The 13,206-nt window shown below is 57.9% G+C and carries 13 protein-coding genes and 1 pseudogene; 1 reads left to right on the forward strand and 13 read right to left on the reverse strand.

The annotated features are described in order from the left end of the window. Positions 1-135: pseudogene (locus O9H85_RS08385) on the forward strand (short-chain dehydrogenase); the annotation flags it as partial. 64 nt (positions 136-199) lie between these two features. Here the strand turns inward: O9H85_RS08385 and trmD are convergent. The 13 genes from trmD to fabD all read right to left on the reverse strand — a co-directional run bounded on the left by trmD (position 200) and on the right by fabD (position 13,204). Next, positions 200-1,072 (reverse strand): tRNA (guanosine(37)-N1)-methyltransferase TrmD, encoded by an 873-nt coding sequence (trmD, locus tag O9H85_RS08390; protein WP_269880875.1) that lies wholly within the window; start codon positions 1,070-1,072, stop codon positions 200-202. A 2-nt stretch (positions 1,073-1,074) separates the two neighbouring features. Next, complete coding sequence (gene rimM / locus O9H85_RS08395; RefSeq protein ID WP_269880877.1) at positions 1,075-1,593, reverse strand: ribosome maturation factor RimM; 519 nt, start codon at positions 1,591-1,593, stop codon at positions 1,075-1,077. Between the two features lie 101 nt (positions 1,594-1,694). Further along, the gene (locus O9H85_RS08400) at positions 1,695-1,925 is read right to left on the reverse strand and encodes a KH domain-containing protein (RefSeq protein WP_269880879.1); all 231 of its coding nucleotides are present in this window, start codon (positions 1,923-1,925) and stop codon (positions 1,695-1,697) included. A 22-nt stretch (positions 1,926-1,947) separates the two neighbouring features. After that, positions 1,948-2,220, reverse strand: a complete 273-nt coding sequence (gene rpsP / locus O9H85_RS08405; RefSeq protein WP_269880881.1) for a 30S ribosomal protein S16 — start codon at positions 2,218-2,220, stop codon at positions 1,948-1,950. Between the two features lie 41 nt (positions 2,221-2,261). Beyond that, positions 2,262-3,629 (reverse strand): signal recognition particle protein, encoded by a 1,368-nt coding sequence (gene ffh, locus O9H85_RS08410; RefSeq protein WP_269880883.1) that lies wholly within the window; start codon positions 3,627-3,629, stop codon positions 2,262-2,264. 37 nt (positions 3,630-3,666) lie between these two features. After that, positions 3,667-4,017, reverse strand: a complete 351-nt coding sequence (locus O9H85_RS08415) for a putative DNA-binding protein (protein WP_269880885.1) — start codon at positions 4,015-4,017, stop codon at positions 3,667-3,669. Between the two features lie 113 nt (positions 4,018-4,130). Next, the gene (ftsY, locus tag O9H85_RS08420) at positions 4,131-5,129 is read right to left on the reverse strand and encodes a signal recognition particle-docking protein FtsY (RefSeq protein WP_269880887.1); all 999 of its coding nucleotides are present in this window, start codon (positions 5,127-5,129) and stop codon (positions 4,131-4,133) included. A 91-nt stretch (positions 5,130-5,220) separates the two neighbouring features. Then, complete coding sequence (smc, locus tag O9H85_RS08425) at positions 5,221-8,796, reverse strand: chromosome segregation protein SMC (protein WP_269880889.1); 3,576 nt, start codon at positions 8,794-8,796, stop codon at positions 5,221-5,223. A 131-nt stretch (positions 8,797-8,927) separates the two neighbouring features. Next, complete coding sequence (rnc, locus tag O9H85_RS08430; RefSeq protein WP_269880891.1) at positions 8,928-9,632, reverse strand: ribonuclease III; 705 nt, start codon at positions 9,630-9,632, stop codon at positions 8,928-8,930. Positions 9,633-9,800: 168 nt separating this feature from the next. Next, complete coding sequence (gene fabF, locus O9H85_RS08435) at positions 9,801-11,039, reverse strand: beta-ketoacyl-ACP synthase II (protein WP_269880893.1); 1,239 nt, start codon at positions 11,037-11,039, stop codon at positions 9,801-9,803. Between the two features lie 102 nt (positions 11,040-11,141). After that, positions 11,142-11,375, reverse strand: coding sequence for an acyl carrier protein (gene acpP, locus O9H85_RS08440; RefSeq protein ID WP_269880895.1), 234 nt, complete (start codon positions 11,373-11,375; stop codon positions 11,142-11,144). 110 nt (positions 11,376-11,485) lie between these two features. Continuing rightward, a complete protein-coding gene (fabG, locus tag O9H85_RS08445) occupies positions 11,486-12,226 on the reverse strand; it encodes a 3-oxoacyl-[acyl-carrier-protein] reductase (RefSeq protein WP_269880897.1) in 741 nt (246 codons plus the stop codon). A gap of 27 nt (positions 12,227-12,253) precedes the next feature. Then, entirely contained in the window at positions 12,254-13,204 is a 951-nt protein-coding gene (gene fabD / locus O9H85_RS08450) for an ACP S-malonyltransferase (protein WP_269880898.1), read from the reverse strand. Positions 13,205-13,206: the final 2 nt, after the last annotated feature.

The raw sequence follows: 13,206 nt of genomic DNA on the forward strand, positions 1-13,206 counted from the left end.
GGCGCGGACTTCTCCGCATTCGGCAGATGGGGCCATGCGGAAGACGTCGCGGACATCGCGGCTTTACTAGCTTCGCCTGACAATCGCTGGGTATCCGGGCAATGGATCGATGCGAGCGGAGGAGCCCATTTGTAGACCGGATAGCTCCTCTATGTCCAGGCGAAACAAAAGCTCCCGCTGCCCGGGAGCTTTTCGCCGTTTATTGCTTATCCTGATTCGCTTCTTCCTGCCGGAGAGACTCCAGCCACATCTTCTCCTTCGGCGTCAAGCCGGCGCTCTCGAGCAGCTCCGGGCGCTTACGCCATGTCCGCAGAATCGACTGCTTGCGCCGCCAATCGGCAATGTTGCTATGGTGCCCGGACAGCAGAATATCCGGCACCTCCCAGTCTCTGAACTTTACCGGACGGGTATAGTGCGGGTATTCAAGCAGCCCTGTGCTGAAGGAGTCCGTTACCGCCGACGTTTCGTTACCGAGCACACCGGGCAGCAGGCGAACAACGCTGTCGATAACGACCATAGCCGGCAGCTCGCCCCCGGTCAGCACGTAATCGCCGATCGAAAGCTCGTCCGTAACGAGGTACTCCCGAATACGCTCATCATAACCTTCATAATGGCCGCAGATGAACACGAGATGCTCCTCTGCCGAGAGCTCCTCCGCTTTTTTCTGCGAGAACGGCTCCCCTTGCGGACACATGAGAATAACGCGCGGAGCCTTCGGTAAGGCTCTCGCGTGAGACTCGGCGCCTATCGGTTGCCCGGCAGCGTACCCGGTCCCTTCATCTTGTGAAGCCTCAGGTTCACGTCCAGGCTCCCCTTGCTTTTCCGAGCATGCAAGCCTCCGGCGTTCCAACAGATCCTCGACGGCCGCAAAGATCGGCTCCGCCTTCAGCACCATTCCCCCGCCGCCACCGTAGGGGTAATCGTCCACCGTGCTGTGCTTGTTGTTAGCAAAGTCGCGGAAATTCACCGTATTCAGCTCAACCAGCCCTTTCTCCCGGGCTTTGCCCAGAATGCTGGCTCCAAATACGCCGTCAAACATGCCGGGGAACAAAGTCAATACGTCGATTCTCATCCCTACAGCAAGCCTTCCATCAGGTGGACTTTAACCACTTTGTTCTCTACATCCACGTCAAGAATGACATCGTCAATGTAAGGCAGCAGCAGCTGCTTGCCCTTCGGACGCTCGACGACCCATACGTCGTTCGCTCCGGGAGACAGCACCTCGGTGATTGTGCCGAGCTCCTCGCCTTCTTCCGTGACGGCGCGGCAGCCGATGATTTCGTGCAAATAAAATTCATCGCCCTCCAGCTCGGACAAATATTGCTTCTCCACCTTCAGCTGCCAACCCTTATACTTCTCCACGTCGTTAATGTTGCCGAATTCCCGGAATTTCAAGTAAAACAAATTTTTATGCTCGCGGGCCGACTCCACCACGACCGGAACCTGCGTCCCCTGCTCCGGATGCACGAACAAGAGCTTGGAGCCTTTTACGAATCGCTCTTCCGGAAAATCCGTCAACGGCACAATCTTGAGCTCGCCGCGGATGCCGTGCGTATTGACGATTTTGCCTACATTAAATAATCTGTCGTTCATCCGAAACCTCCCGGCTTCCCTTATAGTAGAAAAGAGTTAGGAGCAGCTCCTAACCCTCATCATTCCCTATTCTAATCCTGACATGCTTCCTCAGGACAGTCTTACGAAACGATCTCGACCGAGACCCGTTTCGTTTCCTTCACTGCAGCGGATGTGACTACGGTACGAAGAGCCTTCGCAATTCGTCCTTGCTTGCCGATCACTTTGCCGACATCGTCGGGGTGAACGGACAGCTCGAACGTAATGCTCCGCTCGTCTTCGACCGCATTCACGCGTACTTCATCCGGATGATTCACCAACGCCTTGGCGATAACGGTAATAAGATCCTTCATCGTACCCTCCGAATCTTACAGATTACTTCTGCAGTTTGGATTCGTGAAACTTCTTCATGATGCCGGCTTGGCTGAACAGACTGCGTACGGTATCGGAAGCTTGTGCACCGGTTTGAAGCCATTTCAGTGCTTTCTCTTCGTCAATATTTACAGCGGCTGGTTGTGCAACCGGGTTGTAAGTACCAATCTCTTCGATAAAGCGGCCATCACGTGGGGAACGGGAATCCGAAACCACCACACGGTAGAAAGGAGCTTTGTGAGCGCCCATACGCTTAAGACGAATGCGAGTTGCCATTGAATTTCACCTCCCTGATAGAGTCATCTCATTGCCTTAGGCTAAAACGGGAATTTCATCCCGCGGCCGAGCTTCTTCAAATTCTTCATCTGCTTGGCGCCCTTCGGCCCCATCATGCTCGAGAACTGCTTCATCATCTTCCGCATATCCTCGAATTGCTTGATGAACCGGTTGACGTCCTGCACGGAGTTCCCGCTGCCCGCAGCCAGACGCTTGCGGCGGCTCGGATTCAGCAGCTCCGGGTTCGCCCGCTCTTCCTTCGTCATCGACCGGACGATGGCGGCGACGCGGCCCATTTGCTTATCGTCCACCTTGACGTCCTTCATGCCCTTCAGCTTCCCGGCGCCCGGCAGCATGTCGAGAATTTGGTCCAGGGGACCGAGCTTCTTCACCTGCTCCATCTGCTCCAGGAAATCGTCGAATGTGAATTCCGCCGTGCGCAGCTTGCGCTCCATCTCTTTCGCCTTCTCGGCGTCGATGCCCGCCTGCGCTTTCTCGATCAGCGTGAGCATATCGCCCATGCCTAGAATCCGCGATGCCATCCGCTCCGGATGGAACGGCTCCAGGGCGTCCATCTTCTCGCCCATGCCGGCGAACTTGATCGGGCAGCCGGTGACGGCTTTGACCGACAACGCGGCGCCGCCGCGGGTATCGCCATCGAGCTTCGTGAGCACGACGCCCGTCAGCTCGAGCTGCTTGTGGAAGCTTTCCGCTACATTGACCGCTTCCTGGCCCGTCATCGCGTCGACGACAAGCAGGATTTCGTCCGGGTCGACCGTCTCGGCGATCTGCTTGATCTCTTCCATCATGCTCTCGTCGATATGTAGACGTCCCGCCGTATCGACGATCAGGTAATCGTTGTTATGGTCCTTGGCATGCTGCAGCGCCTGCCTTGCGATCTCCACCGGGCTGACTTGATCGCCCAGCGCAAACACAGGGACCTTGATCTGCTCGCCGAGCACCTGCAGCTGCTTGATCGCCGCAGGCCGGTAAATGTCGGCCGCAGCCAGCAGCGGACGGTGATTTTGCGACAGCAGCAGCTTGGCCAGCTTGCCGCTCATCGTCGTCTTACCCGCACCCTGCAGACCTGCCATCAGAATGACGGTCGGCGGCTTATTGGAACGGGCCAGCTTGCTCTGCGTGCCGCCCATCAGCTCGGTCAATTCTTTATTTACGATGTCGACGACGATCATCGCCGGGGTGAAGCTCTGCAGCACCTCTTGTCCGATGGCGCGCTCTTTCACCTTGGCGACGAAGTCCTTGACGACCTTAAAGTTTACATCGGCCTCGAGCAACGCAAGCCGCACTTCCCGCAGCGCTTCGTTAACATCGTCTTCCGTCAGCTTCCCTTTGCCCCGCAGCTTGCTGAATACATTTTGCAAACGGGTGGATAGCCCTTCGAATGCCATGGATCGTCACCACCTTCAAGGAGGGAGTTATGCATTGTTAGTCAAGTTCGTTCAGCCGGGAGATCAGCTTGGCCGCCGCTTCCCGGTTCGGTGCGTCCAGACCCTCGAGAAGCCGGTCCAGCTTCTGAAGCAGCTCCTGCCGCTCCTCGTATTTGCCGAGCAGGCCCAGCTTCGCTTCGTATTCCTCGAGCACCGATTCGGCTCTCTTAATATGTTCGTAGACCGCCTGGCGGCTGATCTGAAATTCCGATGCAATCTCGCCCAGCGAGTAATCGTCATGGAAGTATTGCTTGCAAAACATCTGCTGCTTCTCGGTCAGCAGCTGTTCGTAGAAGTCGAACAGGAGATTGATCCGGTTCGTCTTCTGGAGCGCGTTCTCTTCCGTCATTTGCGCCTCGCCCCCGTTAAGGTAAAACACTTTACAGCGACAACATCACTTATCATACGGGAAACGAAAACGGATGTCAAGCTTTTATCCTTGACGGGCATTTGCCCCTTGAATCAGCTCTCGACCTCTTCCTTATCCGCATCGGCAATCCACTTGCTGAACAGCGCATGCACGAACTGGTTCGAGTCGAACGTCTGCAGATCGTCCATTTTCTCCCCGAGACCGACGAATTTCACCGGCAGCTTCAGCTCCTGACGGATTGCGACCACGATGCCGCCCTTCGCCGTACTGTCGAGCTTCGTGAGAACCAGACCGGTGAGTCCGGACTTCTCGTCAAATAAACGGGCCTGCATCAGCGCATTCTGGCCCGTCGTAGCGTCCAGCACCAGCAGCACCTCGTGCGGAGCCTCCGGCACCTCGCGGCGGATGACCCGGTAAATCTTGTTCAGCTCTTCCATCAGGTTGACCTTATTCTGAAGACGGCCGGCCGTATCGCACAGCAGCACGTCCACACCGCGGGACTTCGCCGCATGCAGCGCGTCGTACATGACCGCCGCCGGGTCGGACCCCGCCTGCTGCTTGATCACGTCAACACCGGCCCGCTTGCCCCATTCCTCGAGCTGCTCGATCGCGCCCGCGCGGAACGTATCGCCCGCGGCGAGCAGCACCTTCTTGCCCTGGGACTTTAGCTGGTGTGACAGCTTGCCGATCGTCGTCGTTTTGCCGACGCCGTTGACGCCGACGAACAGAATGACCGTCAGGCCGCTCTCCGCCATCTTCAGCCCCGTCTGCTCGTCGCCCTTCAGCAGTGCGATCAGCATCTCGCTCAAGACCGGCTGAAGCTCGCTCGGACTTTCGATCTTGCGCTTGCGCACCTCGGCACGAAGGTCTTCGATCAGCTTCATGACCGTGTTCACGCCGACATCGGCGCCGATCAAAATTTCCTCGAGCTCCTCGTAGAACTCTTCGTCGATCTTCTTGCGCCGGGAGAACAGATCCTCCACCCGCTCGACGAATACGTCTCTCGTCTTCGCCAGACCTTCCTTAAACTTGTTCGTGACCGACTCGGTCTTGGTAGATATCGCTTCTTTCAGCTTCTTGAAAAAACTCAAGCCTCGCCCCTCCTTCTTGTCTCGTCCCATTCACCGGAAGCAGGCTGCGTGAGCCGCAACCGCAGTGCAGCCTTCCCGGTCCTTATCCGGATCAACCGGCTTCCATGATCGCCTCGTCATCCTCCAGCCGGACCGATACGAGCTTCGATACGCCGCCTTCCTCCATCGTGACGCCGTACAGCACGTCGGCTTCTTCCATGGTGCCCTTCCTATGCGTTACGACGATGAACTGCGTCTGCTGCGAGAATTCGCGCAAATATTCGGCAAAACGGGCCACGTTGGCCTCGTCCAGCGCCGCCTCCACCTCGTCGAGCACGCAGAACGGCACCGGTTTCACACGGATGATGGAGAATAGCAGCGCGATCGCCGTCAGCGCCCGTTCTCCCCCGGAGAGCAGCTGCAGATTTTGCAGCTTCTTGCCCGGGGGCTGGGCCACAATCTCAATGCCGGTGTCGAGCAGTTTATCCGGCTCCGACAGAATCAGATCGGCCCGGCCGCCGCCGAACAGCTTCGCGAACACGACGACGAAGTGCGAGCGAATCGCATCGAAGGTCGAGCGGAACCGCTTCGACATCTCCTCGTCCATTTCGCGAATGACCTGATACAGGGCCGTCTTCGCTTCGACCAGATCGTTCTTCTGCTCCGCCAGAAACTGGTACCGTTCGTTCACCCGTTGGTATTCCTCGATCGCGCCCAAATTGACGTCACCCAGCATGGCGATCTCGCGCTTCAGATCGCGCACCATATTCTGAGTACCGAGCACATCCTCAGGCACCGGGTAACGCACCTTCGCCAGCTCGTAGCTGAGTTCGTAATCCTCGGACAGCTTCTTCAAGAGATTCTCCAGCTCGACATCGAGACGGTTGACCCGCACCTCGGTCTGGTGAAGCTGCTCCTCAATCTGTTTCAGGAGGCTGCGCTGCTCGCGCGTCTTGCTCTCCTCCGCCTCCAGCTTGGCCACATGGCGGGCGCGTTCCGCCCGTTTCGTATCCAGCTGCTCGGAGCAGGATTGCTTCTTCAGCTTGAGATCGTTCAGCTGTTCGATCTGCAGCACCGTTTCCTGGTCATGGTTCGCCATATCCTGTTCCAGCTGGACGAGCATGCTCCGGTTGGCTTCGAGCTCGCTTAGCAGCGCTTCCAGCTCCAGACGGAAGCGGCGCTCCTGGTCCTCAAGCGATTGCTTCTCCTGACTGTGGGAAGCGACCTTGATTTTCAGGTCGGTGAGCTGGGTTTGCAGCTCTTCCTTCGCCGATTCGCTCGCTTTCCTGCGAATCTCGGCCTCACGGATCGCCTGCTGCTGTGCCGCTTCCCGCTGCTGCAGCCGCGCAGTAGCTTCCTGCGCGGCGGACTTCCGCGCCTCGAGCTCCTTGCGTTCCGCCGTCAGCGAGTCGCCGTCGGCGCCGTAGAGCGCCAGCTGGTCCGCGACCTGCTTCGCTTCATTCAAGAGCGGCTCCAGCGTAGCGCGGATTTGCTGCTCCTCCATGCGCAGGCCCTCAATGGAGGCCCGCAGCTCGTCCAGCTCCCGGTTCGCTTCCGCGATATCCTTCCGCACCTGCTCCGACTTCTGCCGCAGATCCCGCAGCTGGTTTTCCGAGACCGTAATTTCCTCGTCCATCTCTTCGATCTGCCGCTGACGGCTGAGCAAGCTCGTCGTCTTCTTCTGCTGGCTGCCGCCGGTCATCGATCCGCCCGGATTGACGACATCGCCTTCCAGCGTGACGACGCGGTAGCGGTACTGCACGCGGGCGGCGATCCGGTTCGCGACCTCAAGCGTTTCCGCTAGAATGACGTTCCCGAGCAGGCTTCCCACGATCTGACGGTAAGCTGAGTCATACTGCACCAAATCCACAGCAATGCCGACGAAGCCCTCCATGCCCTCAAGCTGCCGCTGCTCGCTATCCGGAATAGACCTGCCGCGAATGACGTCCAGCGGCAGGAACGTCGCGCGTCCCAGCTGGCGGCGCTTCAGGAAAGCAATCGCCTCGCGCCCGTTCGCTTCGTTATCTACGACCACGTGCTGCAGAGCGCCGCCCAGCGCCGTCTCGACGGCTACTTCGACATGTGCCGGCACCTTCACCAGCTCCGCAATGGCGCCGTGAATCCCGCGGAGATCCTTGCGGTCCTTCGCCTTCAGTACTTCCTTGACCCCGTGCATAAAGCCGTCGTAATCATTCGCCATCTCGCGCATCGTATCCCGTCGCGAAATGAGCGCATGCAGCTTCTGCTCCCATTTGCGCAGCGCGGCCTGCGCCTCCTCAGACAAAGCTTGCTTGCCCTTCAGCCCTTGGCTTACCTGGAGATAAGCGTTGCGGCCTTTGTCGATCTCCCTCACGACCTGCTCGAGCCGGGATTCCAACGCTTGCTTCCGTTCCGCAATGCTTTCCTGCTGCTCCTGCCATTTGCGGTGCTCGTCTCCGAGCCGGTCGAGCCGGCGGCTGAGCGCCTCCAGCTGCTGCTCGGCATACCTCACCTCGTTGCGGGCATTGGCCATTTCGTTTAGTGTCTCGAGCAGCTCGCCCTTCAGTCGGTCCTCCTCCGCGCTGCTGATGCCACCGGCAACCCCTAGCAGCCGGTCCTCCTCCGCCTTGAGCTGACCTTGAACCCGTGCCAGGTCTTCGCCGATGCCTTGGATCTTGACGCGGTATTCCGCAAGCTCCGCTTCCTTGTCCGTAGACCGCTGCTCCTGCTGGGCAATGGTTTGCTGCAGCTGCGTGCGATTGGAAGCAAAATTTTTCTTGCGCTCCTTGAGCACCTCGCCCTGGCCTTCGCACTTCTCGAATTCCTCGCTCAGCACGAGCAGATGCGCCTGGAGCTTCTCGATTTCTTCCTCCAGCCGGCGCGTTTCCCACCGGTCCTTCTCCAGCTGGGCATCATGCAGGCTCACGAAGCCGGACAGCTCGAGCTGCTCTTTCTTCAGCTTCTCGACCTGATCTGTCATCGCCGTCCAGTTATCGTAGATTTGCTCGATCTGATGGACGTACATCGCGATTTCGCTGGACTTCAGCTCTTCCTTCAATTCCTTGAAGCGAATCGCCTTTGCCGATTGAATGCTTAGCGGCTCCAGCTGATCCTCAAGCTCCGTGACGAGGTCGTGAATCCGCAGCAGATTTTGCTCCGTCTCCTGCAGCTTCTTCTCGGTTTCCTTCTTGCGCGATTTATATTTGACGATCCCCGAGGCCTCTTCAAAAATGCCTCTCCGATCTTCCGATTTCGTACTCAAAATCTCTTCAATCCGGCCTTGCCCGATAATCGAATAAGCCTCTTTGCCGATCCCGGTGTCCATAAACAGCTCGGTAATGTCCTTGAGCCGGCAAGCCTGCTTGTTGATAAAATATTCGCTGTCCCCGCTCCGGTGCACCCTCCGGGTGACGGTCACTTCGTTAAAATCCAGCGACAGCGACTGGCTCGAATTGTCCAGCGTCAATGAAACCTCGCCGTAATTGACCGCCTTGCGGGCGTCGCTTCCGGCGAAGATAATGTCTTCCATCTTGCCCCCGCGCAGCGAGCGAGCGCTCTGTTCACCGAGCACCCAACGGATGCCGTCGGAGATGTTGCTCTTGCCGCTGCCGTTCGGGCCGACGACGGCCGTAATGCCTTGAACAAACTCCAGCTCCGTACGATCGGCGAACGACTTGAAGCCGGACAGCTCAATCCGTTTCAGAAACAAATGCCTCACCTCCCTGCTATTGTACCATATCCGCAACTGGCGGTAGTACGCATCTTTTGATGCCTCTCCACAAAAAAACGGCGCAGACAGCTGTAACTCAGCCGCCTCCGCCGCATCATGTCTGCCTTACACTAGGACGGCCGCACCTCAACCTTCAAGGTTTCGAGCGCTTCCGCCGCCGCATGCTGCTCCGCTTCCTTCTTGGAGCGTCCGCTGCCCGTCCCGAGCAGCTTGTCGTGGAGATAGACCTCCGCCACGAACTCCCGCTCGTGAGCCGGTCCCCGCTCGTCTACGATCTTGTACTCGAGCGGCCCCATGCAGATCTGCTGGACATGCTCCTGCAGGAGCGTCTTATAGTCGGCCGTAAGCAGCTTTCCCTGCTTCGGAAGAAACGGGAACATGGATTTGCGCAGAAACCCGCACACCACTTCGAGCCCCTGGTCCAAATACAGCGCCCCGATGAACGATTCGAACACATCCGCGAGCAGCGCCGGACGGGTACGTCCGCCGGTCAGCTCTTCTCCTTTGCCGAGCAGCACATAGGAACCGAACTCGAGCTGCTCGGCGAAGCCGACGAGCGAGGGCTCGCAAACGATGGAGGCGCGAAGCTTGGTCAGTTCACCTTCCGTACGGTCCGGGTACTTCTGGAACAAATACTCCGATACCGTCAACTCCAGCACCGCATCCCCCAAAAACTCCAACCGTTCATTGTCTTTGTAGGAGCCGACGCGATGTTCATTGACATAGGAAGAATGCGTAAACGCCTGCCGTAGCAATTCAGGATCGCGAAAAGCGATCCCCAGCTCCGACTGCAGCTGCTTCAAGTTGCGATGCATCTCTTCACCACCCACAAGTACGCTAGAAACGGATTTACAGTCTGTACTTTAAGCCCTCCTGAAAGCGGGAGCAAGCCTCCGGCTTCCGCCGTATAAGAAGCGGCTGCTTAAAAGGGGCTCTGCCCGCCGTCAACCAAGGCGGTAATAGTATGATCCCAGCGGAAACCTTTATGCTTCGAATTTCTTAAGAATAATCGTAGCGTTATGTCCACCGAAGCCGAAAGAGTTCGACATCACGACGCGAAGATCCGCTTGGCGCGGAACATTCGGAACATAGTCCAGATCGCATTCCGGATCCTGGTTCTCGAGGTTGATCGTCGGAGGGATCATGCCGTGCTTCAGGGCAAGCGAGCAAATAAGAGCTTCTACGCCGCCGGCCGCGCCGAGCAAATGGCCCGTCATCGATTTGGTCGAGCTGACGGCCAGCTTGTAAGCATGGTCGCCGAACGACTTCTTGATCGCCGTCGTTTCCGACTTGTCGCCTACCGACGTCGAAGTGCCGTGAGCATTAATGTAATCGACTTCTTCAAAAGCGATTCCGGCGTCTTTCACCGCCTTCGTCATGCAGCGCGCCGCGCCGTCCGGATCCGGATCGGTCATATGGTAGGCGTCGCCGCTCATCCCGTAGCCGATCACTTCGCCGTAAATCTTGGCTCCGCGCTTCTGCGCATGCTCCAGCGATTCGAGAATCAGAATGCCGGCGCCTTCGCCCATGACGAACCCGTCGCGGCCCGTATCGAACGGACGGCTAGCCTTCTCCGGCTCGTCGTTGCGGGTGGACATCGCGCGCAGCGCACAGAATCCCGCTACGCCCGTCGGACTGATCGTCGCTTCCGCCCCGCCGCAGATCATGACGTCGGCATCGCCGCGCATAATCGTTTTGTAGGCGTCGCCGATGGAATGCGTACCGGTTGCACAGGCCGTAACGGCTGTGCTGTTCGGGCCTTTGGCGCCCGTCATCATCGAGACTTGGCCGGAGCCCATATTGGCGATCATCATCGGAATAAAGAACGGGCTTACGCGCTTCGGTCCTTTTTCGAGCAAAATTTTATGCTGCTCTTCCCAGGTTTGCAGGCCTCCGATGCCGGAGCCGACATAGACGCCTACACGCTCCGGGTCGGTATCTTCCTTCACGTTCAGCCCCGCGTCTTCCAGCGCCTTGAGACTGGCCGCCACGGCAAACTGCACGAAACGGTCCATCCGGCGCGCTTCCTTTTTATCGAAATAATCCTCTGGATTAAAATCCTTGATCTCTGCCGCAATGCGGGTCGGATATTCGGATACGTCGAACGATTCGATCAAGCTTACGCCGGATTTGCCTGCGAGCAGGTTGCTCCAGAACGTCTCCAGGTCGTGCCCGAGCGAAGTCATAACGCCAAGTCCTGTAACGACAACTCTTTGATTCACAGTAAACCACCTCTATCGGAAATAACTTTCGTTATGTATCTCGTTTTCATGAGTCTTAGTAATGGAGATAAGTCCCGCTAGGGTTAACGGGACTTATAACGCTTAGGTATGAGATTTTATGTAATCAACTACCTGACCTACAGTAGTGATCTTCTCTGCATCTTCATCAGAGATTTCCAAGTCAAACTCATCTTCTAATTCCATAACCAACTCGACAACGTCGAGAGAATCGGCACCTAAATCATCTTTAAAAGATGCTTCGAGTGTCACTTCCGCCTCATCCACGCCGAGACGGTCAACGACGATTCGTTTTACGCGATCTACAACATCGGACATCCGGTTCACCTCCTCCATGGTATTATACTGAACTTATGGACAAATTGCCATAGCCATCCCATTCCGGGCTGAAAAAAACCGTTTCTGTTAAAATCCCCCATGGGGATGGGCTACATATACATGCCGCCGTCGACGTGAATCGTTTGTCCCGTCAGGTACGAAGCGTCTTCGGACGCCAGGTAGCGAACGGCCTTTGCGATATCCTCCGGCTGGCCGAGACGCGCCAGCGGAATTTGCTGCTGCAGCTGAGCGCGGAGCTCCTCCGACAGCTTGTCCGTCATGTCGGTTTCAATAAAGCCCGGAGCGACGCAGTTCACCGTAATGCCCCGCGAAGCAAGCTCCTTGGCTGCCGCCTTCGTCATGCCGATGACGCCCGCTTTGGCCGCGACATAATTGACCTGCCCCGGATTGCCCAGCGCGCCGACAACGGAGGAAATGTTGATGATCCGGCCGGAACGCTGCTTCATCATCGGGCGGGTTGCGGCTTTCACGCAGTTGAATACGCCCTTCAGATTCGTTTCGATGACCTGATCGAATTCTTCTTCCTTCATGCGCATAATCAAATTGTCCCGCGTAATGCCGGCATTATTCACAAGAATGTCAACGCGGCCGAATGCTTCCAGAACTTGCTTGAACATGTCCTCGACTTCTTGAGCGGAGCCGACGTTCGCTTTCACCTTGAACGAGCGTCTGCCGAGCGCTTCGATCTGCTGCACGACCTCCTGGGCGGCCCCCTCGCTGCCCGCATAGTTCACGACGACATCCGCGCCGGCTTCCGCGAGGTTAAGCGCAATGGCCCGCCCGATGCCTCTGGAGGCGCCGGTCACAAGAGCGACTTTTCCCGTAAGCATAAGCTGGATTCTCCCTCCATTACAAAATCAATCGGATGATGCCGCGGTTTCGAGCTGGAACTTATTAATCGCTTCCAGACTATTGATCGAATACGTCTTGACCGTACGATCGATTTTCTTAATCAGCCCTGCAAGTACCGTTCCGGAGCCGAATTCCACGAAGGTGTCAACCCCCTGCGCGATCAGCCAAGACACGCTGTCTTCCCACAAGACGGAAGAATGCACCTGTTCCACCAGCAGCTCGCGGATCTCGCCGGGCTCCTGCACAGCCTTGGCCGTAACGTTCGCAACGACTGGCACGGCGGCGGACTTCATCGGAAGCTCCGCCAGCACGCCGGCAAGCCGCTCGGAAGCCGGCTTCATCAGCGACGAATGGAACGGGCCGCTGACCTCCAGCTGCAGCACGCGCTTCGCTCCGATCTCCTTGCCGCGCTCTATGACGGCCGCAACTCCCTCCTTGCTGCCGGACACGACGATCTGTCCGGGACAGTTCAGGTTCGCGAGCTCCACCACCGCACCGCCGGAAGAAATCTCCGAGCACAGGCGCTGCAGCGCATCGCGCTCGGCGCCGAGCACAGCCGCCATCGCCCCGATGCCGCCGGGCACGGCCTGCTCCATGAACTCTCCGCGGGCGCGCACAGTACGCACGGCATCCTCGAAGCCGATCGCTCCGGCCGCGACCAGCGCGCTGTATTCACCCAGGCTGTGTCCGGCCGCGAAATCCGGACGGACGTCGTGGCGGGCGCGGAACGCTTCCAGATACGCGATGCTGGTCGTCAGCAGCGCCGGCTGGGTATGGTATGTAATCTTCAGCTCTTCCTCCGGCCCCTCGAACGCGATCCGGCTCAGGCTGTAGCCGAGCGCCTCGTCGGCAGCATCGAAGATCCGGCGGCTCTCCGCCGCCGCTTCGTATACGTCTTTCCCCATGCCGACCGACTGGGCGCCTTGGCCCGGGAATACAAATGCGATTTTACCCATCT

Source organism: Paenibacillus gyeongsangnamensis (genome assembly GCF_027533625.1).
In the GTDB taxonomy this organism is placed as follows: Bacteria; Bacillota; Bacilli; order Paenibacillales; family NBRC-103111; genus Paenibacillus_G; species Paenibacillus_G gyeongsangnamensis.